Raw genomic sequence first — 24,582 nt, 5'->3', positions numbered from 1 at the left:
TACGGCCCGGGGTCCCTTTCCGGCGATGGCCACGATCAGCCGCGCGAGGCAGCCGGCCATCTCCGAAAGTTTCGGTCGCTTATCGGCGGAATTTACGGATGACGGGCACTATGTATTGACGAGTTTCGCTGCGTTGCCTAGCGTGCGAGGCGATTGACGTCGGAGCGAGTTCCGGAAATTCGGTAGGGAGGATCTCGATGAGGGGTAAACGGGTCGCCGTCGGGGTGGTGGCGGTGGTGGCACTTCTCGGGGGCGTGACAACGCCGGTCCAGGCGGGTGGGCGGGAGGAGACGTTGCGGCGGGCGGCGCCGCACGGGCTGAAGGTGGGGACGGCGGTGGCCGGGGGTGGCCACCATCTGGAGCAGGAGTATCCGGATCCGTTCACCTCCGATCGGCCGTATCGGCGGGTGCTGGCGCGGGAGTTCAGCTCGGCCAGCCCGGAGAACCAGATGAAGTGGGAGTTCATCCATCCCGGACGCCACGAGTACCGGTTCGGGCCGGCGGACGCGATCGTGCGGTTCGCGCGGGAGAACGGGCAGGCGGTGCGCGGGCACACGCTGCTCTGGCACAGCCAGAATCCGGCGTGGCTGACCGAGGGACAGTTCAGCAAGGCGGAGCTGCGGGCGATCCTGAAGGACCACATCCTCACGGTGGCCGGCCGCTACCGGGGGAAGATCCATCAGTGGGACGTCGCGAACGAGATCTTCGATGACAGCGGGGCGTACCGGCAGGAGAACATCTTCATCCGGGAGCTCGGGCCGGGGATCGTCGCGGACGCGTTCCGGTGGGCGCATCGGGCGGATCCGCACGCGCAACTGTTCCTGAACGACTACGGCGTGGACTGGCCGGGGGCCAAGGTGGACGCCTACGAGGCTCTGGCCCGGCAGTTGCTCGCCGACGGCGTACCGCTGCATGGTTTCGCCTCTCAGGCGCATCTGAGTATGCGGTATCCCGCGCCGGACCAGCTCCGGACCGTGCTGCGGCGCTTCGACGCGCTCGGGCTGCACACCGCGATCACCGAGCTGGACGTGCGGATGGACCTGCCCGAGGGCGGGGTGCCGACGGCGGAGCAGCTGGCGACGCAGGCGACGTACTACACGACCGTGCTGGACGCGTGCCTGGCGGTGGACGGCTGCAACTCGTTCACGATCTGGGGCTTCACGGATAAGTACTCGTGGGTGCCGCACTTCTTCCCGGCCGAGGGCGCCGCGACCGTGATGTGGGACGACTTCCGGCGCAAGCCCGCCTACTACGCGTTGCGCGACACGCTGTCGGCCGCGTGAGACTCCGGTGCCGGGCCGCGAGGGGCGGTCCGGCACCGGACTGGACACGCTTCCCGCAGGACCATTGCCCCCGCTGCTCGTCCTCTTCACGCTCCCTACGTCCGCCACCGGCCTGATCCTGCTGTGGAGACCGGCGACCCGGGAATATCTCGAGTCCCTCCGCCGACAAGCCCGGTCAGGTCAGCGGGCGTCCAGCCGGATGACGCGGCGCTTGCCGGCGGTCTGCCGATAGCTCGCGTCGAGCAGCTCCGCGATCTCCGCCCAGTCGGTGTCGTCGTCCAGGTCGACGCCGATCCAGCCGGACGGGCCCAGGTAGGCCGGGACGAAGCAGCGGTCACTGTCGAGCAGCGCGTCGCGGTCGTCCGGGTCCGCGAGGATCAGCAGCGCCCGCCCGTGCTGCTCCCACTCGCCGTCGACCTTGCGGGAGCCGCCGTAGTAGGCGAAGACCTTGGTCGTGTAGAACGCGGGATGGCCGTGCGAGATCTTCTCGGCCGCGTCCGGGAACGCGAGCGCGAGATCCCGCACCCGCCCCAACAGCGGATCGTCGTCGTCGAACATGATCGGATGCGTCACATCCCTCAGTGTGCCGGGCCGCGATGTCGCTTTGGGCGGGACTCGCCACAATCGACGGTTCCGTAACGGGCCCCCGCGCGCGAAACATGGCGGTAACAGCGGCGTAAGGGAGGCGACGATGCCAGCCAATCGCGCGGTGATCTACCAGGGGCCGGGGCAGGTCGGGATCCGGGAGATCGACTATCCGGTGTACGAACTCAGGGACGGGCCCGGCGTCAACAGTGCGAACGTGGGGCGGCGCACGCCGCACGGCGTGATCCTGCGGACCGTGGCCAGCAACATCTGCGGCAGTGACCAGCACATGGTGCGCGGGCGGACCACCGCGCCGGAAGGGCTGGTGCTCGGGCACGAGATCACCGGCGAGGTGGTCGACGTGGGGCCGGACGTGGAGTTCGTCAAGGTCGGCGACATCTGCTCGGTGCCGTTCAACATCGCATGCGGGCCCTGCCGGAACTGCAAGGAGGGCAAGACCGGCGTGTGCCTGAGCGTCAACCCGGACCGGCCCGGCTCGGCGTACGGGTACGTCGACATGGGCGGCTGGGTCGGCGGGCAGGCGGAGTACGTGCTGGTCCCGTACGCGGACTGGAACCTGCTGCGTTTCCCGGACCGGGAGCAGGCGCTGGAGAAGATCCTGGACCTGGCGATGCTGGCCGACATCTTCCCGACCGGCTACCACGGCTGCGTCAGCGCGGGCGTGACCACCGGCTCCACGGTCTACATCGCGGGCGCCGGCCCGGTCGGCCTGGCCGCGGCCACGTCCGCGTGGCTGCTCGGCGCGGCCGTGGTGATCGTCGGCGACCTGAACAAGGAGAGGCTGGAGCAGGCGCGCAGCTTCGGATGCGAGACCGTGAACGTCTCCGACGGCGACCCGGCCGAGCAGGTGCAGCAGATCCTCGGCCGGTCCGCGCCCGCGATCGGGCAGCCGCTGGTCGACGCGGCCGTGGACGCGGTCGGCTTCGAGGCGCGCGGGCACGGCGCGAACGCGGCGACCGAGATGCCGGCGACCGTGCTGAACTCGCTGATGGACCTCACCCGCGCGGGCGGCGCGATCGGCGTGCCCGGCCTCTACGTGACCGGCGATCCGGGTGGCGTGGACGAGGCGGCGCGGGCCGGGTCGTTGTCGCTGCGGCTCGGGCTGGGCTGGGCGAAGTCGCACTCGTTCGTGACCGGCCAGTGCCCGGTGATGCGGTACAACCGGGGCCTGATGATGGCGATCCTGCACGACCGGGTGCAGATCGCGAGGAACGTCAACGCGACCCCGATCGCGCTCGACCAGGCCGCCCGCGGCTACCAGGACTTCGACCAGGGCGCGGCCCGCAAGTACGTGCTCGACCCGCACGGCATGTGCGGCGCCTGAGCGCACCAGGGCGGCCGCGGCTCATCGCGGCCGCCCGCAAGGCTACCGAAAGTTCCGGAAACCAGCAGTCGCACGACCGCCGTCACCACCGGGGACGTCTCCGCCACGCCCGCGGTCGCGAACGGCGCCGTCTACATCCCGGACTGGGGCGGCACGCTGCGGAAAATGCTGGACGCGGCGACCGGCGCGGTGCTGTGGGAGTTCCAGGGCGCGGGCGCCTCGAACGCGGGACCGGCCATCGTGGACGGACGGCTCTACTGGGGCAACGGATACGCCCGGCTCGGCGCCACCAGCACCACGTTCTACGCCTTCGCGCTGCCCTGAGCGATCACCGGCGGGCCGCACCGCGGCCCGCCGGACGCGCCCGCGAACGGTGCCGGACAACGAACTACAGGCGGCTGGCGCGCAGGCCGCGGAGCGTGAAGTCGAGGCGGCGACGGTAGTCGTCGCGGGTCTGGCGGGTGCAGGCGCGGACGATCGCGCCGCGTTCCAGGATCAGCTGGACCAGGTCCTCCGGCGTGATGTCCGCGCGCACCGCGCCGGCCGCCTGCGCCTCGGCCAGCAGCCGCCGGCCGAACGCGCAGGACCGGTCGAACAGCGTGGTCAGCGGCGCCGAGTCGGGCAGCACCCGCATCAGCACGTCGTTCGCGGCCGGTTCGTCGAACTGCAGCAGCCAGGTGCGCAGCAGGTACTCCTCGAACCGTTCCAGCGGCCCGTCGAGCGCCTCGACCGCGTCGATGATCTCGCCGATCCGCGCGGCCACGAGGTCGTCCACGACCGCGTCGATCAGCCCGCGCCGGCTGCCGAACCGGTGGTAGATCGTGCCCTTGCTGACGCCGGCCGCGCGCGCCACGTCGTCCAGCGGAACGGTCAGGCCCCTGGTGCGGAACGCGTCGATCGCGGCCCGGCGGATGCCTTCGACGTTCCGCCGGGCGTCAGAGCGCAGTGACGTCATGCGGGCGTGGCGGCGCGGTCCTGCCAGCTCACGTCCAGCGCGTGGCGGAACGTCTCCAACGGCTGCGCTCCGGAGACCGCCCGCTTGCTGTCGAAGACGAAGAACGGCACGCCGGTGATCCCGTACTGCCGGGCCTGCATCAGGTCGGCCTGGATCTGCTTCTCGTACCCCTTGGTCTCCAGGGTCCTGATCGCCTCGTCACGGTCCAGGCCCAGCTCGACCGCGAGGTCGGCCAGCACGGTGCGGTCGGAGACGTCGAGCCCGTCGGTGAACTCGGCCTTGAACATCCGCTTGACCGCGTCGATCTGCCGGCCGTGCGCGTCCGCGAGGTGGATGATCCGGTGCGCGTCCATGGTGTCGGCCATCAGCGCCCTGTCCCACTGGTACTCCAGGCCGACCTCGGCGCCGCGCGCGGCGATCTGCGCGTGCGACGCGTCCAGCTGCGCCTTGGGCAGACCGAGCTTGGCGACCACGTAGCTGTCCGCGAGGACCGGCTTCTTGATGCCCGGGTGGAGCTGGAAGCTGCGGTACCGGATCTGCACGGACGAGCCGTGCGGGAACTGCTCCACGGCCTGCTCCAGGATGCCGTGCCCGAGGTAGCAGAACGGGCAGACGACGTCACTCCAGACGTCGATCACGATCGGCTCCGCGGCCGCGCCGAACACGCTCGCGCTCATCAGGCACACACTCCGTCCACGTCACAGACCGCGGCGTCGTCCGCGGGCTCCAGCATGATCAGCGCCGGCGGCGGCGTGACCGTCTCCGGAGCCTCCGTGACGTCGTCGAGAACGTCCGTCTCTGTACTTGACTGCATAGTCAAGAAGACTGCACCCATCTTGACCCCGTCGTCAAGATTCTGTGACCCGAATCCGGACCGCGGCCGTCGACCAATCGTGATCCAGGCGTCACACGCTCCGCTCCTCGGCCGGCCGGCGCCCGCGGGAGCACGCCCCACCACGCCGCCGGAAGCGGGAACCTGGGTTCAACGCACGTGAATCGCGCCCGAAGGGCAGCGGTCGACCGCCTGCTCGACCAGCACTCGGGCATCGTCCGGTGGCGTCTCGTCCAGCAGCACGACCACGGCCTCGTCCTGATCCTGGTCGAAGACGGCCGGCGCAGTGAGCGCGCACATGCCGGCGCCGATACAGCGGTCGCGGTCCGCGGTCACCTTCACGACCAGGCCACCGGCAGTTCGGCCGGGCCACGCACGGCCGAGTCCGACTTCCAGTCGACCTCGGAGAGCGGAACCGCAAGACGCAGCGAGGGTACGCGGGTGGCGAGCGCGCCGAGCACCGTGGTCAGCTCCATCCGCGCGATGTGCTGCCCGACGCACGCGTGCGCACCGTGCCCGAAGCCGAGGTGCGGTCCGGGCTTGCGCGCCAGGTCGAACGTGTCCGCGTCCGGCAGGAACGAGGGGTCGCGGTTGCCGGCCTGCACCGCGACGACCACGAAGTCACCGGCCGCGATCCTCCGGCCGTGCAGCTCGGTCTCCTCGGTGGCCTGGCGCAGCAGCCCGACGCCGACCGCGAGGTACCGAATCAGCTCCTCGCCGGTGGTGGCGGACAGCGACGGATCCTTGCACAGCGTCTCCCACCGCGCGCGGTCGCCGAGCAGCAGCACCAGGCCGTAGGTGATCATCGAGGCCGTGGTGTCGAAGCCCGCGACGAGCAGCGCCGCGTTCATCCGCACCAGCTCCTCGTCGGTCAGCGGCCGGTCACTGTCCGCGCTGTGCAGGATCATGCGGCTGATGATGTCGTCGCCCGGCGCTGCGCGGCGCAGCGCGATCTGCTCCATCAGGTAACCGAACAGCGGCGCGAGCGCGGCCTGGAGCTTCGCCGGCGTGGTGGTCGTGTCGAACAGCGTGTATGCCGCGTCCTGAAGCAGGTGGTACTTCTCCGGCGGCACGCCGATCAGCTCCGCGATCACGCCGGTGGTGATCGCGGAGGAGAACTCGCGATGCAGCGGGTACGGCTCGGGCGAGGCGAGCATGCGGTCGATCGCCTCGTCGGTGATCCGCGCGACCATCGGCGTCAGCTCCATGAGCCGGCGCGCATGGGTCACCTGCGGTGCGAAGTTCCGGCGGATCCGGACGTGCTCCGGCCCGTCCATCTGCGAGAAACCCCCGATCGGGGCATTCGGATCGAAGCCGCCCAGGACGTGCGCCGCCATCCCGGCGCGGGTGGTGAAGCGGCGACCGTCCCCGAGCACCTCCCGGATCGTGCGATAGTCCGAGACCAGCCACGCGTCCAGCCCGGTCGGCGTCGTCACCCGGCTGATCCGATCCCCGTCGCGCAGGCCGGCATAGGCCGGCGGCGGATCGAACGGAAAGGTGCGCTCCTGCGGCAGCGGCATCATCGGCAGCGTCGTCATCACAACCCCCGAACTCGTTACGGCGCGTAATCACCCCGAACCTACGCCGCTTCGACCAAGGTCGATATGCCATGTTCAGCCGCCACCTCATCCCCCGACCTCGCCGGAGAACGCTGGCTGGCGGAGAACGCGGGCGCGACGCTCGGGCCGGGATTCGCGCGGGCGACCTCCTGCCACTCCGGACGATCCAGCACCTCCACGTAGCGCGCGACGAGCGCGGCCCGCCGCGCCGGTCGCGCCTTCCCGGCGACGTAGCCGTTGATGCGCGGGATGCTGCCAGCCGCGCCGGGCGCGGGCGAGCGGAATTCGGGGTTGTCCCGCGTCGATACGGTGGCGGGATGGGGCAGGGGAAGCCGGACGTGCCCGGGGCGGTGGCGCGGGCGGCGGGCGCTGGCGGGTTCGGTGACCTGCGGGAGGTGCACGCGCCGGGCGGGCCGGTGGCCGGGATCGGGGCGATGGTCGTCAGCCTGCTGTTCTGGGGAGTGTTCTTCGCGCTCGGCGTGGTGCTGAACGACGGCTCGGCATCCTGGTTCTGGTTCGTCCTGATCGGCGTCGCGCTCATGGTCCCGGTCGTGGTGCACGAGGTGTCCGCCGGACGGCGGCGCGACCGCCCGCACTACTACGTGTTCGCGGGCGGCCTGGTGCGCCACCGCCGCGGCGAGGCCACCGCCTGGGCCTGGGACGATGTGGAGTACGTGGAGCGCGCCTCCTACACGGGCGGTGCTCAGGGCGGCGGCGGATGGTCGTACTCGTATCTGCTGCGCTCCCACCACGGCCTGGTGGAGATCCCGCTCCCCGGCCACCTCGAGGGCGTCGCGACCGGCATCGCCGGCGCCGTGCTGGCACGGGCACGGGCGGCCCTGCACCGCGGCGGGACGGTGCGGTTCGGCGCGGTCGAGGCCGGCCCCGACGGCCTGACCGTCGACGGCGAGACCATGCCCTGGCGCACGTGCGACGGCGCCGCCACCGGACGCGAGTTCGTGGAGATCTACCAGCGTGACCCGCGCCGGCCCTGGAAGCGGCTGCCGGTCGGAGCGGTGCCGGACGCACGTGCGCTGGTGTCCCTGGCCGGAGAGCGCGTGCGCGGACCCTCCGTTCCCTGACCGACTTCTGAACCCGCGTCGAGGCCTCGCGACGGCGGTGCGGCACGGCGCGCGGCCCAGGGCGCTTCAGGACCAGGGCGCTTCAGGACCAGGGAGCTTCATGTGGCGACGAGACCGGGTGCGTGGCCGGGGCGGCCTCGGGCTGGTTCGTGGTGACCAGCGGCGGGACCGGCAGGGAGGCCGCCCGCGGCCGAGCGGTGCCCGCGGGAGCACTCGGAACTCGGCCACGCCGGAAGTGGGAAGATCAGGTCTTGATCTTTCAAGCCGGAGGCGCTGGTGGAGCTGACCGCGTTCGACTGGGTCGTGCTCGCCGGGGCGGCGTGCCTGATCGGGTTCGCGAAGACGGGCGTGGGCGGGGTCGCCGGGGTGGCGGTGGCCGCGTTCGCGATGGTGCTGCCGGCGAAGGAGTCGACGGCGGCGATCCTGGTACTGCTGATCGTGGGCGACGTGCTCGCGGTCGCGCTCTATCGCAAGCACGCGGACTGGCGGCTCCTGGCGCGGCTGCTGCCCGCGGTGGTGCCAGGGCTGGTGTTCGGCGCGTGGTTCGTGCACGTGGTCGACCAGGCGGTGATGCGGCGGTCGATCGCGGTGATCCTGCTGGTGATGGTGGCGCTGCAGCTCTGGACCCGCCGTCGGCGCGGGGCAGCGGCGCGGGCGCGTGAAGCCGAGGCAACAGCCACGGGCGGAACCGAGGCGGCGGCCGGGGCCGGGCGCGGCATCACGCTGCCGTACACCGCCGCAGCCGAGCGGGCGGACGTGAGCCGGGCCGAGCCGACCGGCGGATTCGCGTCCGAGCCGGTGGAAGCGCGTCGCCGCGAAGCGGGGTGGCGGCAGCGCGTGGAGGCCTATGTGGTCGGGACGGTGGCCGGGTTCGCGACCATGACGGCGAACGCGGCCGGCCCGGTGATGACGCTGTACCTTCTGTTGTCCGGTCGGACCGTGATGCAGCTGCTCGGGACCGGCGCCTGGTATTTCCTGCTGGTCAACGTGGCGAAGGTGCCGTTCAGCGCGGGTCTGCGGCTGTTCAGCGCGGATGCGCTGCTGATGGATCTGCTGCTGGTCCCGGCGCTGCTGGCGGGCGCGGCGGCCGGCACGCTGGTCGCGCGCCGGATCTCGCTGACAGTCTTCGGCGACGTGACGCTCGTGCTGACCTCCGTCGCCGCCGCCCTTCTCCTGCTGTAGCGCGCGGCAGGCCGCGGCGCGGCCACGGCAACAGCGGCAGCGGTCGGCGCGCCTGTGACCGTCCCGGGCGATGATGACAACAGACCGGAGTAATACCGCGTCAACAACGCAACAGGTTTCTTTTCGGACGATCAACCGGCGACCGTGCACTCCGCGATCGTGGCGAACGCCACCGCGAACGTGGTCACGAACCCGGGCAGCGGCTCCCCCAACCGCCTGCTCTACGTGGGCTGATTTATCACCGCATAGTGCGCCGCGCCCGGTCTCACCAGGGGCCGGGCGCGTGCATTGATCTACCCGCATTCACCTATCGGTCGCCGAGATCACCTAGAGTCCACAGTCGATCGCCGGCTGCCACCCCGCCACACATCCTGGTTGGAGTGGACGCTGATCTCGGGTGGCACTCCCGTGCGGAGTGGCCATCCTCGACTGGAGGCTCCTGAATGCACCCACCCCGAACCCTCACCGGGCTCACCGTCGCCGCGTCCGCCGCGGCCATCCTGGTCGCGGTCGCGCCGGCCACTCCCGCGGCCGCCGCGCCCTCGAACGACCCCAGCTGCAACACGATCGTCAACGGCACCCCGGCCGGGCCGGCCGGGCAGTCCGCGACCGGCTACGTGCTCAACGTGGGCGGCGCCAGCGAACTCGCGAACATCCACACGCCGGCCGGCCAGACCCAGGCCTCGTTCCCGTACATGATCGGCGCGGACACGGTGGCCGCCGACGGCACCCCGATCCGCCGCCAGACCGCGAACTTCAGCCTCACCCCGGACGACGCCAACGCCACGCCGCGCGCGGGCCAGGTCACGTCCGTCGACGGCGCGCAGACGTTCCCGGCGAGTACGTACACGGAGGACGTACTCGCCACGCCCGCGCTCGGCGGCGTCGTGCGGCTGCGCAGCGGCGTGCTGCTCGGCTACAGCTTCAAGGCGCAGGCCGGCAAGCACACCGGCACGCAGGTCACCTACACCGCGTTCCGGTCCACGGACGACGGTGCGACCTGGGCGTCCGAGGACGCGGTCTTCAACATGGTGTCGAACTCGCTCGGCACCCGCGTCGCCGGTCAGCCGCTGGAGCTGACCGACGGCACCATCCTGGTCACGATCTACGGCACGTTCAGCGACGGCGTCAGCGACCGGGTGCAGCTGCTGGCCAGCACGGACGGCGGGCGCACGTTCACCCGGCGGGCGATCATCGCGAACGGCAACGCCAGCAACGGTTACAACGAGACCGGCATCGCGCAGCTGCCGAACGGCAAGCTGATCGCGGTGATGCGCCACCACGTGCCGCAGAGCGACGGTACGGTACGCGGGCTGGGCACGCCGGTCTTCACCACGTCGGCGAACAACGGCACGACGTGGGCCGCGCTCGCGAACCTGAGCGTGTCGTTCCCGTACGGCTTCGACCCGATCAACGACACGACCGGCGCGTTCACGGCCGTCCAGCCGGATCTGAAGCTCATGCCGAACGGTGTGCTGGTGCTGCGCGGCGGCCGCCCGGACAACTGGGTGGCGATCTCCACGAACGGCGAGGGCACCGGCTGGGTCGGCCAGCTGACCTACCGCAACTGCCCGAGCGACGGCAACCGGGTGCACGGCTCGACCGGCTACGGCGGCATCGACTACGTCGCCGCGAACCGGGGCGTGGTGATCGGCGACAACTGCGAGCTGACCTGGGCGTGCGTCACCGCGGCCGAGACCGACTTCACGGTCGACAAGCGCACGAAGGTGTGGCGCCGCTGGTTCGACGTGCTCACCCCGGACGTCGGCCGGATCGACCTGGCCACGAAGTACCGGCAGGGCCACATCTCGGTCAGCACGAACATGACCGACAGCATCACCGGGCACCCGCGCGCGCGTGTCGACGGCGCGTTCGACGGCAGCACGGAATACTGGTCGAGCGCGGTCAAGGCGGACGGCAGCGGCGAGTTCACGATCAATCTGGACCGGCAGTACCCGCTGACCAAGGTCGGCCTGGCGCTGCGCAACGGCCGTCAGGCGACCGGCCACGTCTCCGTCTCGTCCGATCTGACGAACTGGACGCCGGTCGCGACCGCCACCGACCGTACGCACCTGGCGATGGAGTACTTCACGATCCCGGCCGGGACCAACGCCCGGTTCGTCCGGGTGGAGCTTCCCGAGACCGCCGGCTGCGACACCGGCCTCGGCGCCACCTGCGCGTTCCTGAACGAGATCGAGCTCTACTCGGCGATCAACTCGTTCGAGAACGACCCGGTGAACAACCGGCCGCGCGGCTTCACCGAGATCGTGCAGAGCTGGCAGACGCAGCGCACGCCGGAGCTGGCCGACAACAGCAGTGCCTCGGCGCTGCGCATCATCGACACGAACCCGGAGGCGCACTCCCAGGTCAACTTCAACGGCCCCGCGGGTACGACGAAGCGCCTGGAGTTCCGGATCAAGCCGATCGAGCTGCACGGTCACCTGTTCGACGTGGTCGGCCGCAACTCCGCCGGCACGTCCGTGGCCACGCACCACTTCGCGGTGCAGGCGAACGGCTCGCTGGCCCGCTACAACGGCACCGCGTGGGTGACGCTGACGCCGGCCGGCACGATCGGAGTCGGCTCGTGGTCCACGATCGTGGTCACCGCGAACGTGAACACCGCGTCGATCGAGGTCAACGGCGAGACCGTGGCGTCCAACCTGCCGAAGTGGAACACCTCCACCACGCTGTACGGCTACAGGTTCGCAAGTTCCGGCACCGCGCCGGTCGGCGACAACTTCCTGATCGACGACGTGCTCTTCACGTCCTGACCGGCACCGCCTGAGAGCACCTCCTGAGGGCCCCTCAGGAGGGCCGCTCCTGGTGATCGAGGCGTCAGCCACGTCGTGAGAACGACGTGACTGACGCCTCGATCACGGATCGCCGGCACGTTCGCCCTGCCGCCGAACGGTCACCGGGCCGCCGGCGCCTCGGACGCGACCGGTGTCGGGCCGCCCCGGATCGCGTAGGCGGCCAGGCCCGCGAGCAGCAGCACCGCGGCCGTGACCGCGGCCGGCCGGTTCCCGGCCGGCTGCATCATCCAGTACGCCACCTGCCGCCACACCTGCTCGCCCGGCGCACCGAGGGCCTGCACCGCCGCCAGCGCGACCGGCGCCGGCCAGGCGAAGCCGGTGCCGAGCAGTCCCGCCGCCAGCCCGGCCACGCCGACCAGCCCGGCGACGTTCCGCACGATCTGCCCGGCCGGCCCGAAGTCCGCGCCGCCCAGCCGCGCCGCGTAGAGCAGCCCGGCGACGACCGCGCCGCAGGCGACCAGGTGCGCGAGCCGGCGCGGCGGCCACGGCAGCGCGGCGGTCGCCTCCAGCGCCGCGTCGTTGCCGGCCAGCGTCGGCACCAGCGGCGCCAGGCCCAGCGCGACGGCGAGCACGGCCAGCACCGGGAACACCGGCCCGTCCTCGGCGAACAGCCACCACACGGCCACCACCAGCACGATCGCGCCGGACGAGCCGAGCAGCGCGGCCGGGACCCGCCGCGCGCGCAGGTAGCGGACGGTCACGACGGCGTCCCGGCGGTGAGCGGCGTCATCAGGTCCGGCTCGCACCGCTGTGCCGCGTCCCGCACCGCGATCACCCGCGCCAGTTGTTCCGCCTCGGGCAGCGCGCGCAGCGCCCGCAGCCGTTCCCGGATCTCCGGCTGCGACTCGTCCGAACCCCAGTAACCGGAGCTCGGCGACCAGACGCGGAAGTCCTCGGTGCCGAGCAGCCAGGCGCCGGTGACCGACATCGGCACGTCCACGTCGCCGCGCGGCCCGCAGTGCGAGAGGTACGTGCCGCCACCCATCACGATCCGCTGCGCCACGCCGGGATCCCGGCCGATGCCGGTGTCCGGGCTGAGCGCGACATAGACGGTGCCGGGCTCGTCGTTCGGCGTGAACCGTTGCCACTGCGCGTCGGTGTTGTCGCCGGCCGTGTCGAGCCGGACCTCGGCCACCCGGGTCGGCGCGCCGGGCAGCACCGCGAGCGCGTCGAGCGCGCGGCGGGCCTCCGACGCCACATCGGACAGCAGGTACTCGTGCGCCTCGGTCACGCACACCTGCGGCGGGCCGTCCGCGCAGACCAGGCGCTGCGCGGCGGGATCGATCCGCCACTTCGCGGCCGCGCCGGGCGGCACGATCAGCGCCATTCCGGCCAGGCCCGCGGCCAGCGCGGCCACGGCACCGGCCCGCGCGAACCAGGAACGGCCCGCGATCAGCAGCAGCCCGGCCGTCGCCAGTCCGGCCGCGAGCGCCAGCCGGGCGAGCAGTGCCGCGGCGGTCGGGGTCTCCCACGGGGTGGCGGCGCCGGGCGTGATCGCGATCGTCATGTTGGACCACCGGGTGAACCGGCCGTCGAGCGGGAGCGGCGGCGAGGCGAACAGCAGTACCAGCGTCCCGGCCGCGAGCAGCGGCGGCAGGATCGGCGACGACCAGAGCCGGCCGGCACCGATCCCGATCCACGTCGCGCCGGCCAGGATCAGCGCGCCGATCAGCGGCATCGCGACGTCGTGGAGGCCGAGGTAGCCGTCGCCGGCCACGACCGCCACCAGCGCGGCCACCACGACGAGCAGGAACGTGGCCGCGACCGCGCCGCCCAGGGCCACGGTCGACGGCAGGAATCGCTGCCAGCGCGGCCGGCCGGTGCTCGCCATCAGGTCCACGGCCCGGGTGCGCGCCTCCCGGCGCCCGAGGATCGCGCCGCAGGCCAGCACGAGTGGCACGCCCAGGGTCAGGGTCACCATCAGTTCCTGGCCGGCCAGCCCGGAGGACACCCGCCAGTACGGATAGGAGTTGGCGATCAACAGCGACGTCGCGGCCAGGACCAGCAGCGCGGTCACCCGCGCGTTGGAGCGGCGCAGCTCGGTGCGGATCGGGGCGATCATCGGCCCTCCCGGTGCCGCGCGAGCAGCCGCGAGTAGCCGCGCTCGGCCGGGCTGTCGCCGGTGCCGCCGGACTCGCCGAGCCGGGTGAGATCGGCCGGTGTCCCCTGGAACACGTGCGTACCCTCGTTGATCATGACGACGTCGGTGCAGGCCGCGACCACGTCCTCGACCAGGTGCGTGGAGACCAGCACGCACGCGCCGGTGCCGAGGTCGCGCAGCAGCTCGCGGAACTCGACGCGCTGCTCCGGGTCCAGGCCGACGGTCGGCTCGTCGAGCAGCAGCAGCGCCGGGTCGTTGACGATCGCCTGGGCGATGCCGGCCCGGCGGAGCATGCCGCCGGACAGCGTCCTCAGCCGCGCGCCGGCCCTGCCGGTCAGCCCGACCCGGTCGATCGCGCGCTGCGCCGCATCCGGGGTCTCCGCGCGCGGCACCTCCCGCATCCAGGCCATGTACTCGACGTACTCGCGCACGGTGAACTTCGGGTAGTAGCCGAACTGCTGGGGCAGGTAGCCGAGCCGGCGGCGCATGCCGCGCAGCGCCCCGGCGCCCGCGGTCGCGTCCGTGCCGAGCAGCGACAGCGTGCCGCCGGCCGGTGCCACCACGGTGGCGAGCGCGCGCATCAGCGTGGTCTTGCCGGCCCCGTTCGGGCCGAGCAGACCGTGCACGCCGGTGCCGAGCCGCAGGTCGAGGCCGTTCACGGCGAGGTGCCGGCCCGCTCTCACGCGCAGGCCCACGGCCTCCACGTCCCAGGCGTGCAGCCTGGGTCGCACTTCCTCCGCGCTGATCGCGCGCATGGTCGTCTCCTGTGTCGAGTGACGGGTGGGTCAGCGCCAGCTGTGCAGGCGCAGGAAACCGTCGGCGCGCAGCAGCGCCAGCACGGTGCAGATCACGGCGGCCGCGGCCCAGCCGGGCACGCCTTCGGCGCGGATCATCGGGGGTACGTCCATGGTCAGGACGGCCGGCACGATCACCGCGGCGATCCAGGCGGTGGCCAGCGCGGCGGCGGCCCGGGTCACGCCGATCCGGCCGCCGAGCCACAGCGTGGCGGACGTGCCGGTGATCGCGGGCAGCAGCCACAGCGCCGGTGACTCGCCGAGCAGCAGCCCGGCCACGGTCAGCGCGGGCAGCGTGGCCGCGAGGACCACGAGGGTGCGCCGCAGCACCAGTTCCAGCCCGGCGCGTGGCATCCCGGCGAGCGTCTCCCACGCCGGGTCGGTGCGCCGGGACCAGGCCACGGCGAGGCCGCTGATCGGCGCGAGCGGCGCCAGCAGCAGCACCACGGACGGGAACTGCGGGTAGGCGCGGTCCAGTAGGAACGCGGCCAGCACCGCGGTCAGCGCGGTGACCGCCCAGCCGAGCGGCGACCAGCCGGTCCACCGCCGCCACCGGCTGCGGGCCGGTGCGGGCTGCGGGCCGGTGCGCGCCTCGTGCAGCAGCGCGGTGCGGGCGGTGCCGAGCAGATCGCGCACCGGTGGCGCGGCGTGGTCGGCGAGCCGGGCCCGGCACCGCGCGCAGGTGTCCAGGTGCGCCTCCACGCCCCAGGCCGCGACGTCGTCCAGACCGGGGTCACCGGTCGCGTACGCGGCCAGCGCGGCGGACGGCACGTGCGTACCCACGCGGTCGTCGTCCTTGCTCATGACAGCCCTTCCCGGCGCGTGCGGCTCATGACAGCCATTCCGGGAGCGCGGCTCATGACAGCGCCTCCCGGAGCGCGGCCCTGGCCCGGCGTGCACGGCTCTTGACCGTGCCCTCCGGCAGGCCGAGCAGCACCGACGTCTCCCGGACGGTGAGCCCGTCGAGCACCATGGCGCGCAGCACCGCGCGCAGCTCGGGCGCGAGATCCGCCAGCGCGGCGCCGATCTCGTCGCCGACCGCACCGGCCAGCGCGACCTCGTCCGCGCCCGGCGCGGCGCGCACCGGCAGCGTCTCCGCGGGTGTCTCCCGGCGACGGGCCTGCCGGCGCAGCGCGTCGACGAGACGCCGGGCCGCGATCGTCCACAGCCAACCGGTCGCGCCGCCGTTGACCGCCGCGAACGAGCCCGCGGCCCGCCACACCGTCAGGTACGTGTCCTGTAGCACCTCGGCGACCAGCTGCTCGTCCGGGCAGCGCCGCCGCAGCCGCAGGAACAGCCACGGCGACGTCCGCCGGTACAGCTCGTCGAACGCGGCCAGGTCCGCCCGCGCGATCCGCCGCAGCAGACCCGCCTCGTCGTCCTCGCTCGCTCTCACACCCTGTAGATCGCAGCGGACCCGGCGGCCGGATCACCCCGACGCGTGACGGCGGTCACATCGCGGCCTGGCGGTCCGCCTCCTCACGCAGGATCGCGGCGTTCAGCCACACGTCCGGGACACCGAAGCCGCCGACCAGCGTGGTCATGTGCGGCCGCAGCTCGTCGAGCAGGTCGTTCACGGCGCCGGTGACGGCCTTCGCGCGGGCCGGGGTGAGCCGCTCGTGCTCCAGGAACCAGCCCTTGTCCGCCTCGATCGTGCTCAGCGCGTACAGGTCGCACACCTTTCCGAGCAGCGCTTTCGCCTCGGCGTCGGTGGTCTCCTCGATGCCGGCCGTGAACGCCTCCAGCACGATCCGGTGCACGTGCGCCTGGGCCGCCTCCAGCACGTGGTCCTGGACGTCGTTGAAGATGTCGAACGGCCGGTCCCGCTTCGTCTCCGCGCCCCGGCGCAGCCGCCGGACCGCGCCCTCGAGCAGGTGCTTCTCCCGCTCCTCGAACATGCTCAGGTGCCAGCCGCGCTCGGTCAGCCCGACGCTCGCGTCGCCGCGCTTCGGCACCGCGTCGACCAGCCGGGCGATCAGCGTCCGGGCCGCGGTGCGCTCCAGGACCATCTCGCGGACCTGCTCCGCCGCGAACGCGGCCCTGCCCCACCCGTCCAGCGACCCGAACGCGTCCCGGTAGCCGGTGAGCAGGCCCTTTCCGACCAGTTGCAGTAGCACGGTGTTGTCGCCCTCGAACGTGGTGAACACGTCCGTGTCGGCCTTCAGACCCGGCAGCCGGTTCTCCGCGAGGTAGCCGGCGCCGCCGCACGCCTCCCGGCACATCTGGATCGTCCGGGTCGCGTTCTGAGTCTGCAGCGCCTTGAGCCCGGCCGCGCGCGTCTCCAGCTCCCGCTGCCGCCGGTCCTCCGCCTCGCCGCCGGTCAGCGCGCCGGCCAGATCACGGACCAGAAGTTCCTGGGCGAAGGTGTACGCGTAGGAGCGTGCCACGGCGGTGAGCAGCTTGCGGCGGTGCGCGAGGTAGTCGTTGAGCACGACCTCCCGGTCCGAGTCCGGCGCGGTGAACTGCCGGCGGGTCTCGCCGTACCGTACCGCGATGGTCAGTGCGTTCTTCGCCGCCGCGGAGGCGGCCCCGCCCACGCTGACCCGCCCGCGGACCAGCGTGCCGAGCATGGTGAAGAACCGGCGCGTGTCGTTCTCGATCGAGCTGGTGTAGGTCCCGTCCGGCGCCACCTGGCCGTAGCGGTCGAGCAGCATGTCGCGGTCCACGCGAACGTGGTCGAACGAGATGCGCCCGTTGTCCACGCCGAGCAGCCCGGCCTTCGCGCCGGCGTCCCCGATCGTCACGCCCGGCAGCGGCCGCCCGCCGTCGTCGCGGATCGGGACCAGGAACGCGTGCACGCCGTGCCGCCGCTCCCCCACGATCAGCTGCGCGAAGACGACCGCCATCCGCCCGTCCCGGGCCGCGTTGCCGATGTAGTCCTTGCGCGCGGCCTCGTACGGCGTGTGCAGGTCGAAGCTCTGGGTCCCGGGGTCGTAGACCGCGGTGGTGCGCAGCCGCTGCACGTCCGAGCCGTGGCCGGTCTCGGTCATCGCGAAGCAGCCCATGACGTCTCCTGCGACGATCCCGGGCAGCCACGCCTCGTGGTGCCGGCGGGTGCCGAGCGAGAAGACCGCGCCGCCGAACAGCCCCCACTGCACACCGGCCTTGACCATCAGGGACAGGTCGACCTGCGCCAGGGTCTCGGTCGCCACGATCGACCCGCCCGGGTCGCCCGCGCCGCCGAACTCCGCCGGGAACCCGGACGTCACGCCGACCTCGGCCGGGATCTGGCGGACCAGCCGGCTGATCCGCTCCCGGGCCTGCTCACCGGTCTCCCCGGGCACGGTCACGAACCGGTCGTCCAGCTTGTCCCGCGCGGCCTGGCGCAACGGCGCCCAGCGTCCGTCCAGGACCTCACGCAGGCGGTTCGGCAGATCATCCGTCATACGTTCGATAGTGCCCCACGATCTTGTGGTCCACGCCCGCTACCGCTCAGATCACGGTGCCCGGCGGCCACGTGCGGCCCGCCGCCGGAGCGCGCGCCTGGACGTCCCCGGGCTCGGCCCGGGAGCCGCCCGGTCCGACGTACTCAGCGACGTCGCCGCGCTGAGGGCCGCGTCCGAGGAGCTGAGCGCCCGCGCACACGCCCCTGACCTCGCTGTCCACATCGCGCCATGTCAACTTTGATCCAGGACGACGAAACACGGCGGTAAACATCGGGCGACGATCATGCGTGCAGCGAATAACGCATGAAGGAGCCACCATGCTCGGTCGTCTGCTCGCCTCGGTCCTGATCGGGACCACCGCGATACCCATAGTGGCCGCGCCCGCGGCCGCATCCGCACCGGTCACCGCCACCGCCGTGCCGGCCGGCGCGCCCGCCCACGCGCTCACGCTGGTCACCGGCGACACGGTCACGCTGACCGAGGCGGCGGCGGGGCGGTACGCGGCGACCGTCACGCCCGCGCCCGGCCGGGAGACGCTCAGCTTCCACACGTACGAGGTGGACGGCAGTGTGCGGGTCGTGCCGGAGGACGCGATCGCGCTGATCGCCGCCGGGCGCGTCGACGCGGACCTGTTCAACGTGCAGCGGCTGATCGCGGAGGGCTACGGCGACGCGGACTCGGACACGCTGCCGCTGATCGTGCGCGGCGGCGACCCCGGCCTGCGCACCGCGGGCACCGGGCTGGACAGCATCGGCGCCACCGCGATCGCGCCCGCGAAGTCCGCGCTGGCCGGCTTCTGGAAGCGCACCTCCACCGCGCGCACGGCCGGGGAGACCACCGTCTACCTGGACGGCCGGGCCGAGGCCGCGCTGGACCGCAGCACCGCGCAGATCGGCGCGCCGGCGGCCTGGGCGAAGGGTCTGGACGGCACCGGCGTCACCGTCGCGGTGCTGGACACCGGCGTCGACGCGACCCACCCCGACCTGGCCGGGAAGATCGTCGAGGCGCGGAACTTCAGCGACAGCCCGGACGCGGTCGACCGGCACGGGCACGGCACGCACGTGGCCTCAACGGTCGCCGGCTCCGGCGCCGCGTCCGGCGGCAGCCGCAGGGGCGTGGCGCCCGGCGCGAGCCTGCTGATCGGCAAGGTGCTCGGCGACGACGGCTACGGCATGGAGTCGGACATCATCGCGGCCATGGAGTGGGCGGCCGGCGCCGGCGCCACGGTCGTCAACATGAGCCTGGGCGGCGAGCCGACCGACGGCCTGGACCCGATGAGCCTGGCCGTCGACGAGATCACCGCGGACACCGGCACGCTGTTCGTGATCGCGGCCGGCAACGCCGGCGAGAACGGCGACTCCACCGTGGGCACGCCGGGCAGCGCCACGGCCGCGCTCACGGTCGGCGCCGTGGGCCGCGACGAGAAGGTCGCGAGCTTCTCCAGCCGCGGCCCGCGCGCCGGTGACCTCGGCCTGAAGCCGGAGATCACCGCGCCGGGCGTGGCTATCGTGGCCGCCCGCGCGGCCGGGACCGCGATGGACTCGCCGGTCGACGCGCACTACACGGCCGCGTCCGGCACGTCGATGGCGACGCCGCACGTGGCCGGCGCGGCCGCGATCCTGGCGCAGCGGCACACCGGCTGGTCCGCCGCACAGCTCAAGGCCGCGCTGGTCAGCACCGCGAAGCCGGCGGCCGGCGAGACCGTGTGGACGCAGGGCGCGGGCCGGGTCGACCTGGACCGCGCCACCACGCAGACGGTGACCGGCAGCCCGGTCGCGGACTTCGCGCGGCAGACCGTGGACAGCCCGGCCGCGACGCGCTCCGTGACGTATTCCAACGCGGGCACGGCCGCGGTCACGCTGACGCTGACGCCACCCGCGTTCGCGACCGCGCCGAAGACCGTGACCGTCCCGGCAGGTGGGAGCGCCACGATCACGGTCGGGGCCTCGTTCACGGCGATCGGCCGGCTCAGCGGCGCGCTGACCGCGACCGCGCCCGGCGGAGTCGTGGTCACCACCGCGGTCGGCGCGGTCGTCGACGGGCCGGTCCACCGGGTCACGTTCAAGCCGGTGGACCGGACCGGCAAGCCCGCGTTCGTGACCGGCATGACCGTGTTCGGCGAGGACAGCCGGTTCGACATCGTGCGCCCGGTCCAGGCCGGCGGCGAGACGTTCGCGTTGCAGGAGGGCTCGTACGCGCTCACCGCGCAGGTGGCCCAGGACCAGGGCTCGGACAACTTCGTGGTGATCCCGGAGCTGACGGTCACCGGCGACATGACGGTGCTGCTGGACGCGCGCAAGGGCACGCCGATCCGGATCGAGACGCCGCGCACGGCCGTACCCACGTCGACGCTCAGCTTCTACGCCCACCGGGTCACCGCGGGCGGGCGGGAGATCACGAACGGCGTGATGCACTTCGCCGGCACCTCGACCGTCTACGTGACGCCGACGCCGGCCGTGCGGACCGGTGAGTTCGAGTTCTACTCGCGCTGGCAGCTGGTCGCACCGCAGGCGCAGGCGTCCGTGCCGGGCCTCGGCGCGATCGAGGCCTACCTGGCGAACACGTCACCGGCCTACGACGGGCGGCGGGTCTTCCCGCTCGCGGCCGCGAACGCGAAGAATTTGCGCGGCACGGCGGTGCTGGCCGCCGACGACTACACCGGCGACCTCTCGCGGTACGTCAAGGCCGGTGCCGCCGCGGTCGTGCTGATCCAGGAACCGGGCGTCGACCCGCGCACCGGCTGGAACCCGACCGCGGTGGAACGGTTGCCGCTGCCCGCGATCGCGGTGTCCTATGAGGACGGCCAGCGCATGCTGCGCAGGCCCGGAACACTCGAGCTCACGCTGACCACGTCCAGCCCGTACCTCTACGACGTCGTCCAGATCTCGAAGGACCGCATCCCGGAGAGGATCACGCACAGGGTCACCACCGCGAACACCCAACGAATCACCACGCGGTACGCGTACAACGGCGGCGCGGAATGGATCAAGGAGCAGCGGTTCGCGTGGCGGCCGTGGCAGACGTTCGCCTGGAACGACACGTCCCGGGCCGCGCGGACGCCGTCGGTGCGCGAGGAGTGGGTCTCGGCCGGCGACTCGCAGTGGCTGCACCGCGTCCACCACGCCTATCCGTGGGACTCGTTCGGCCCGCTGCAGACCGGCTTCGAGGGACCGGTGATTTCCTACCGGCCCGGGACCAGCGCGGAGACCTGGGCCGCGCCGGTGGTCCGCCCGGCCGACGTGGGCTCGTCCCGCGACGGTGACGTGCTGCGGCTGCGGGTGGCCGAGTTCGTCGACGGCGACGGCCACTACACGAGCGCCTACCCGGGCGAGTCCACGGCCGCGCTCTGGCGCGACGGCGTCAAGGTCGCCGACCTGGGGAACGGCCTCCAGAACGTGACCACGACCGCGGCGAAGGCCACCTACAAACTGAAGATCACCACGGCGCGGTACGACGAGGACTGGCAGTTCGGCACGCACACGGACACGGAGTGGGGCTTCACGTCCGCGACCGGGAGCGGCGACCTGCCGCTGCTCGGCGTCGACTACGACCCGAGCCTGCTCGGCGTGCACCTGGACTTCTCGGCCACGCTGTCGTCGCTGAGGGTCGAGTTCTCCACGGACGAGGGCCGCACCTGGCTGAAGACCGTGACGCTCGGCGACCTGGCACTGGTCCCTCGCGGCGGCGACAAGCCGGTCTCGCTGCGCGTCACCGCCCGCGACACCGCGGGAAACACGCTCACCCAGACCGTGATCCGCGCCTTCTGACCCTCCTCCACCCCTCGCGAGAGCCGGGCCCCGCACCCAGCGGGCCGCCCGGCTCTCGCCCCGTCCGGGCCCGTCCACGCGCCTCGACGACGCGCTCGCGCACGTCCCCGCGGCCACGGGCTCCGGCCGGACCCGGGCTCCGGCCGGCTCGTCAGGTGGCGAACCGGTCGAGCGCATCCGTCACCCGGCCCGGCGCCTCCGCGGACCCGGGTTTCGGCAACCCCGTCAGGCGGCGAACCGGTCGAGCGCGTCCATCACCCGGCCGCGTGCCTCCGCGGATCCGACGTGGCCGGCGTTCTCCACGATCTGCAGTTCGACGCCGGGCCAGGCCTTGTGCAGCTCCCAGGCGGTGTGCAGCGGCCCGCCCAGATCCAGCCGCCCGTGGATCAGCACGCCGGGAATCCCGGCCAGCCGCCCCGCGTCCCGGATCAGCTGCCCCTCCTCCAGCCAGGCACCGTGCGCGAAGTAGTGCGCGCAGATCCGCACGAACGCGATCCGGTCAGCAGGCGGCCGCTCACTGTAGATGTTCTTCGCGTCCCCCGGCTCCCCGGACAGCACCGCGTCCTCCCAGGCACACCAGTCGAGCGTGGCCCTCTCCCGCACCCCGGCATCCGGATGCTCCATCAGCCGCGCATACGCGCCCACCACATCGTCGCCACCGGCCACGCCACCGCCGGCCACCACGTCGGCGCCGGCCACCACGTCGCCACCGGTCACCACGTCGCCGTCGCCGGCCGCGTCCCGGAAGCGTTCCCACTGCTCCGGGTAGAACCGGCCGACGCCTCGGTACAGCCAGTCGATCTCCGACCGGCGGGTCGTGGTGACCGCGGCGATCACGATCTCCGACACCCGCTCCGGATGTGCCTGCGCGTAGGCCAGCGCCAGCGTCGATCCCCACGATCCGCCGTGCAGCAGCCAGCGTTCGATCCCGAGGTGCTCGCGCAGCCGCTCCATGTCCGCGACCAGGTGCGCGGTCGTGTTGTGCCGCATGTCCGTCCCCGGATCCGCCGCGTGCGGCGTGCTCCGCCCGCATCCACGCTGATCGAACAGGACCACCCGGTAGCGCTCCGGATCGAACGGCCGCCGCCACCCCTCCCCGGCCCCGGAGCCCGGCCCGCCGTGCACGACCAGCGCCGGCTTCCCCTCCGGATTCCCGCAGGCCTCCCAGTAGACGTGGTTCCCGTCGCCGACGTCGAGCATCCCGCTCGCATACGGCTCGATCGGCGGATAAAGATCTCTAGTCACCCCCGGATCCTCTCAACACCCGCCCCCAGAAGCGTTTGATTTTCCCGCTTCCGGCGTGGCCACGCTCCCGGCGCTGTCGCCCGATCGACTGCTCGGGCCGGTGTCGGCACGAGACTCCGCTCCGGCCGTCACCGGCGATCACCGGGCGCGCCGCATCCACCCCGTCCCACCCGCCCCGCGGACCCGCCCACCGATGACCGCGGCCGGCGACCCACCACCGGCCACCGAAGCGGCGGAGGCTCAGCCGCAGACGCCGTCGCGGGCGTACGCGTCCGTGTTCCAGTTCGCGTCGTTCGGGGCCACGTTCTCGGACGAGGAGACGAACGCGACCGTGGCGCCGTCCGCGGTGAGGTCGCTGCCGTAGGAGTTGGAGTCCAGGTCGCCGCCGGCGTACGACGTGCTCACCCGAACGGTCGTCCCGGCCAACCGGTCCCGGACGAACACGTCGAAGTCGGGAAAGCCCTGCTCGCCCGGGACGAGGTCCGCGGATTGCGAGGTGAACAGCACGCACCGGCCGTCCACGCTGAGGTCGTCCGGCAGTGCCCAGCCGCCGCCCGGCGCACCGGACGGCGTGACGCTGATCAGCTCGGTCGTGCCGGCGGCCAGGTCCCGCAGGAACACGTCCGGGTCGTCGTTGGTGTCGCCCGGCACGACGCCGTTCGAGGTGCTGGCGAACGTGACGGACCGCCCGTCCGCGCTCAGACTCGGGGCCATCACGTCGATCACCGGCGCGCCCGCGGAGTCGAGCGAGGCCCGGACCGTGGTGCCGTTGTGCCGGTCGCGGATGAAATATCCGGCGCCGCCGCCGTCCGCAACCAGGTCGGTGGCGAACGACTGGAAGCCCACGAACCGCCCGTCGTCGCTGACCTGCGGCTCGACGCTGCTGCTGTTGCCGGTCTCGCCGCTCGGCGCCACGCTGATCAGCTCGGTCGTGCCGGTCTGCCGGTCGTGCAGGTAGACGTCCGGGTACTGCGGGCCGTTGCGGTCCACGACGCCCATGTTGGTGGCCGACGACCGGTACGCCACGAACCGCCCGTCCGCGCTGATCGCGGGCTCGAACGCGTGAGCGTTCGGCTGGGCGCCGGCCGGCGTCACGGTGACCCGGCCGGTCGCGCCGGTCAGCCGGTCCCGCACGAAGAGGTCTCTCCTCCGGTTCGTGTCCCCGGGCACGATCTCCGCGTCGATGGAGCGGAACAGCAGGTGCCGCCCGTCGCCGCTGATCAGCGGCGCGTCGGAGTCCTCGGCCGACTGGGTGCCGTCCGCCCGGAACGCGAACCGCTCGGTGGTGCCGAGCAGCCGGTCGCGGAGGAAGACGTCGGCGACCTCGTTCGTGTCGCCGGGCACCAGGTCCGGCGCGTAACTGTGAAACACCGCGAATCGGCCGTCGTCGCTGATCGAGGGTGACTCGCCGGGGTCCAGCGTGCCGGCGCCGGCATTCGTCACGTTGAGTCGTTCGCTGGCGCCGAGGGCCGCATGGGCCGGGCCCGGCACCATCACCGCCATCGGCACCATCACCGCCATCGGCAGCATCACCGCCATCGGCACCATCGCACGTGCGGCCACGATCCAGCGGACCCTCATCGTATCTCCGATCGCCAGGCGTCGATTGCGTGCTCCACAGTAGAACGATCAGCAGTCACAGTCTGTCGGGTT

General features: G+C 72.5%; 21 protein-coding genes. 7 read left to right on the top strand and 14 right to left on the bottom strand.

Annotation, left to right across the window (positions count from 1 at the left end; translation table 11 throughout):
• Window positions 1–197 precede the first annotated feature (197 nt).
• On the top strand, window positions 198–1,283 hold the full coding sequence (locus J2S43_RS12590) for an endo-1,4-beta-xylanase (protein ID WP_306829127.1): 1,086 nt from the start codon (window positions 198–200) through the stop codon (window positions 1,281–1,283).
• 180 nt (window positions 1,284–1,463) lie between these two features.
• Here the strand turns inward: J2S43_RS12590 and J2S43_RS12585 are convergent, their stop codons facing one another.
• Window positions 1,464–1,856, bottom strand: coding sequence for an MmcQ/YjbR family DNA-binding protein (locus tag J2S43_RS12585; RefSeq protein ID WP_306829126.1), 393 nt, complete (start codon window positions 1,854–1,856; stop codon window positions 1,464–1,466).
• A gap of 118 nt (window positions 1,857–1,974) precedes the next feature.
• On the opposite strand from J2S43_RS12585, the gene fdhA reads away from it, so the two are divergent.
• Window positions 1,975–3,213 (top strand): formaldehyde dehydrogenase, glutathione-independent, encoded by a 1,239-nt coding sequence (gene fdhA / locus J2S43_RS12580; RefSeq protein WP_306829125.1) that lies wholly within the window; start codon window positions 1,975–1,977, stop codon window positions 3,211–3,213.
• A gap of 165 nt (window positions 3,214–3,378) precedes the next feature.
• Window positions 3,379–3,537, top strand: a complete 159-nt coding sequence (locus tag J2S43_RS12575; RefSeq protein WP_306829124.1) for a hypothetical protein — start codon at window positions 3,379–3,381, stop codon at window positions 3,535–3,537.
• A gap of 64 nt (window positions 3,538–3,601) precedes the next feature.
• On the opposite strand, the gene J2S43_RS12570 is transcribed toward J2S43_RS12575, so the two are convergent.
• The 5 genes from J2S43_RS12570 to J2S43_RS12550 all read right to left on the bottom strand — a co-directional run bounded on the left by J2S43_RS12570 (window position 3,602) and on the right by J2S43_RS12550 (window position 6,538).
• Window positions 3,602–4,168: a TetR/AcrR family transcriptional regulator gene (locus J2S43_RS12570; protein WP_306829123.1), complete on the bottom strand. Its 567-nt coding sequence runs from the start codon at window positions 4,166–4,168 to the stop codon at window positions 3,602–3,604.
• Window positions 4,165–4,845, bottom strand: a complete 681-nt coding sequence (locus J2S43_RS12565; protein ID WP_306829122.1) for a DsbA family oxidoreductase — start codon at window positions 4,843–4,845, stop codon at window positions 4,165–4,167. Before J2S43_RS12565 ends, J2S43_RS12570 begins: the two co-directional genes overlap by 4 nt.
• The gene (locus J2S43_RS12560; protein ID WP_306829120.1) at window positions 4,845–4,982 is read right to left on the bottom strand and encodes a hypothetical protein; all 138 of its coding nucleotides are present in this window, start codon (window positions 4,980–4,982) and stop codon (window positions 4,845–4,847) included. Before J2S43_RS12560 ends, J2S43_RS12565 begins: the two co-directional genes overlap by 1 nt.
• Before the next feature lie 168 nt (window positions 4,983–5,150).
• Window positions 5,151–5,342 carry a ferredoxin gene (locus J2S43_RS12555; protein ID WP_306829119.1) on the bottom strand — a complete coding sequence of 64 codons (192 nt, stop codon included), beginning with the start codon at window positions 5,340–5,342 and terminating at the stop codon, window positions 5,151–5,153.
• On the bottom strand, window positions 5,339–6,538 hold the full coding sequence (locus tag J2S43_RS12550) for a cytochrome P450 (RefSeq protein ID WP_306829118.1): 1,200 nt from the start codon (window positions 6,536–6,538) through the stop codon (window positions 5,339–5,341). The genes J2S43_RS12555 and J2S43_RS12550 overlap by 4 nt, the downstream gene beginning before the upstream one ends.
• A 338-nt stretch (window positions 6,539–6,876) precedes the next feature.
• Between J2S43_RS12550 and J2S43_RS12545 the strand changes: the two genes are divergently transcribed.
• The 3 genes from J2S43_RS12545 to J2S43_RS12535 all read left to right on the top strand — a co-directional run bounded on the left by J2S43_RS12545 (window position 6,877) and on the right by J2S43_RS12535 (window position 11,594).
• Window positions 6,877–7,641: a hypothetical protein gene (locus J2S43_RS12545; protein WP_306829117.1), complete on the top strand. Its 765-nt coding sequence runs from the start codon at window positions 6,877–6,879 to the stop codon at window positions 7,639–7,641.
• Between the two features lie 276 nt (window positions 7,642–7,917).
• Window positions 7,918–8,823 (top strand): sulfite exporter TauE/SafE family protein, encoded by a 906-nt coding sequence (locus J2S43_RS12540; RefSeq protein ID WP_306829116.1) that lies wholly within the window; start codon window positions 7,918–7,920, stop codon window positions 8,821–8,823.
• A gap of 443 nt (window positions 8,824–9,266) precedes the next feature.
• Window positions 9,267–11,594 (top strand): discoidin domain-containing protein, encoded by a 2,328-nt coding sequence (locus J2S43_RS12535; RefSeq protein ID WP_306829115.1) that lies wholly within the window; start codon window positions 9,267–9,269, stop codon window positions 11,592–11,594.
• Window positions 11,595–11,734: 140 nt separating this feature from the next.
• Here J2S43_RS12535 and J2S43_RS12530 read toward each other — a convergent pair whose 3' ends face one another.
• Genes J2S43_RS12530 through J2S43_RS12505 form a run of 6 tightly spaced genes read right to left on the bottom strand, consistent with a single transcriptional unit; the run spans window position 11,735 to window position 17,917 of the window.
• Entirely contained in the window at window positions 11,735–12,337 is a 603-nt protein-coding gene (locus tag J2S43_RS12530; protein WP_306829114.1) for a hypothetical protein, read from the bottom strand.
• On the bottom strand, window positions 12,334–13,698 hold the full coding sequence (locus J2S43_RS12525) for a hypothetical protein (RefSeq protein WP_306829113.1): 1,365 nt from the start codon (window positions 13,696–13,698) through the stop codon (window positions 12,334–12,336). Before J2S43_RS12525 ends, J2S43_RS12530 begins: the two co-directional genes overlap by 4 nt.
• On the bottom strand, window positions 13,695–14,492 hold the full coding sequence (locus J2S43_RS12520; protein ID WP_306829112.1) for an ATP-binding cassette domain-containing protein: 798 nt from the start codon (window positions 14,490–14,492) through the stop codon (window positions 13,695–13,697). Before J2S43_RS12520 ends, J2S43_RS12525 begins: the two co-directional genes overlap by 4 nt.
• A gap of 30 nt (window positions 14,493–14,522) precedes the next feature.
• The gene (locus J2S43_RS12515) at window positions 14,523–15,335 is read right to left on the bottom strand and encodes a cupin domain-containing protein (RefSeq protein WP_306829111.1); all 813 of its coding nucleotides are present in this window, start codon (window positions 15,333–15,335) and stop codon (window positions 14,523–14,525) included.
• 52 nt (window positions 15,336–15,387) lie between these two features.
• Complete coding sequence (locus J2S43_RS12510) at window positions 15,388–15,927, bottom strand: RNA polymerase sigma factor (RefSeq protein WP_306829109.1); 540 nt, start codon at window positions 15,925–15,927, stop codon at window positions 15,388–15,390.
• 55 nt (window positions 15,928–15,982) lie between these two features.
• A complete protein-coding gene (locus tag J2S43_RS12505) occupies window positions 15,983–17,917 on the bottom strand; it encodes an acyl-CoA dehydrogenase family protein (protein ID WP_306829108.1) in 1,935 nt (644 codons plus the stop codon).
• 317 nt (window positions 17,918–18,234) lie between these two features.
• On the opposite strand from J2S43_RS12505, the gene J2S43_RS12500 reads away from it, so the two are divergent.
• Window positions 18,235–21,684 carry a S8 family peptidase gene (locus J2S43_RS12500; protein WP_306829107.1) on the top strand — a complete coding sequence of 1,150 codons (3,450 nt, stop codon included), beginning with the start codon at window positions 18,235–18,237 and terminating at the stop codon, window positions 21,682–21,684.
• Between the two features lie 225 nt (window positions 21,685–21,909).
• Here J2S43_RS12500 and J2S43_RS12495 read toward each other — a convergent pair whose 3' ends face one another.
• On the bottom strand, window positions 21,910–22,929 hold the full coding sequence (locus J2S43_RS12495) for an alpha/beta fold hydrolase (protein ID WP_306829106.1): 1,020 nt from the start codon (window positions 22,927–22,929) through the stop codon (window positions 21,910–21,912).
• 240 nt (window positions 22,930–23,169) lie between these two features.
• Complete coding sequence (locus tag J2S43_RS12490) at window positions 23,170–24,510, bottom strand: TolB family protein (protein ID WP_306829105.1); 1,341 nt, start codon at window positions 24,508–24,510, stop codon at window positions 23,170–23,172.
• Window positions 24,511–24,582 lie beyond the last annotated feature (72 nt).

This window comes from Catenuloplanes nepalensis (assembly GCF_030811575.1).
Lineage (GTDB): Bacteria > Actinomycetota > Actinomycetes > Mycobacteriales > Micromonosporaceae > Catenuloplanes > Catenuloplanes nepalensis.
Note: the sequence above shows the minus strand (reverse complement) of the source record. Positions and strands in the feature narration are given on the sequence as shown.

Excerpts from the sequence above, each read along its gene's own strand:
- J2S43_RS12525 (WP_306829113.1), bottom strand. The coding sequence starts at position 13,698 with ATGATCGCCCCGATCCGCACCGAGCTGCGCCGCTCCAACGCGCGGGTG.
- J2S43_RS12550 (WP_306829118.1), bottom strand. The coding sequence starts at position 6,538 with ATGACGACGCTGCCGATGATGCCGCTGCCGCAGGAGCGCACCTTTCCG.
- J2S43_RS12490 (WP_306829105.1), bottom strand. The coding sequence starts at position 24,510 with ATGAGGGTCCGCTGGATCGTGGCCGCACGTGCGATGGTGCCGATGGCG.
- J2S43_RS12565 (WP_306829122.1), bottom strand. The coding sequence starts at position 4,845 with ATGAGCGCGAGCGTGTTCGGCGCGGCCGCGGAGCCGATCGTGATCGAC.
- fdhA (WP_306829125.1), top strand. The coding sequence starts at position 1,975 with ATGCCAGCCAATCGCGCGGTGATCTACCAGGGGCCGGGGCAGGTCGGG.
- J2S43_RS12500 (WP_306829107.1), top strand. The coding sequence starts at position 18,235 with ATGCTCGGTCGTCTGCTCGCCTCGGTCCTGATCGGGACCACCGCGATA.
- J2S43_RS12570 (WP_306829123.1), bottom strand. The coding sequence starts at position 4,168 with ATGACGTCACTGCGCTCTGACGCCCGGCGGAACGTCGAAGGCATCCGC.
- J2S43_RS12590 (WP_306829127.1), top strand. The coding sequence starts at position 198 with ATGAGGGGTAAACGGGTCGCCGTCGGGGTGGTGGCGGTGGTGGCACTT.
- J2S43_RS12505 (WP_306829108.1), bottom strand. The coding sequence starts at position 17,917 with ATGACGGATGATCTGCCGAACCGCCTGCGTGAGGTCCTGGACGGACGC.
- J2S43_RS12545 (WP_306829117.1), top strand. The coding sequence starts at position 6,877 with ATGGGGCAGGGGAAGCCGGACGTGCCCGGGGCGGTGGCGCGGGCGGCG.
- J2S43_RS12520 (WP_306829112.1), bottom strand. The coding sequence starts at position 14,492 with ATGCGCGCGATCAGCGCGGAGGAAGTGCGACCCAGGCTGCACGCCTGG.
- J2S43_RS12560 (WP_306829120.1), bottom strand. The coding sequence starts at position 4,982 with ATGCAGTCAAGTACAGAGACGGACGTTCTCGACGACGTCACGGAGGCT.
- J2S43_RS12515 (WP_306829111.1), bottom strand. The coding sequence starts at position 15,335 with ATGAGCAAGGACGACGACCGCGTGGGTACGCACGTGCCGTCCGCCGCG.
- J2S43_RS12575 (WP_306829124.1), top strand. The coding sequence starts at position 3,379 with ATGCTGGACGCGGCGACCGGCGCGGTGCTGTGGGAGTTCCAGGGCGCG.
- J2S43_RS12535 (WP_306829115.1), top strand. The coding sequence starts at position 9,267 with ATGCACCCACCCCGAACCCTCACCGGGCTCACCGTCGCCGCGTCCGCC.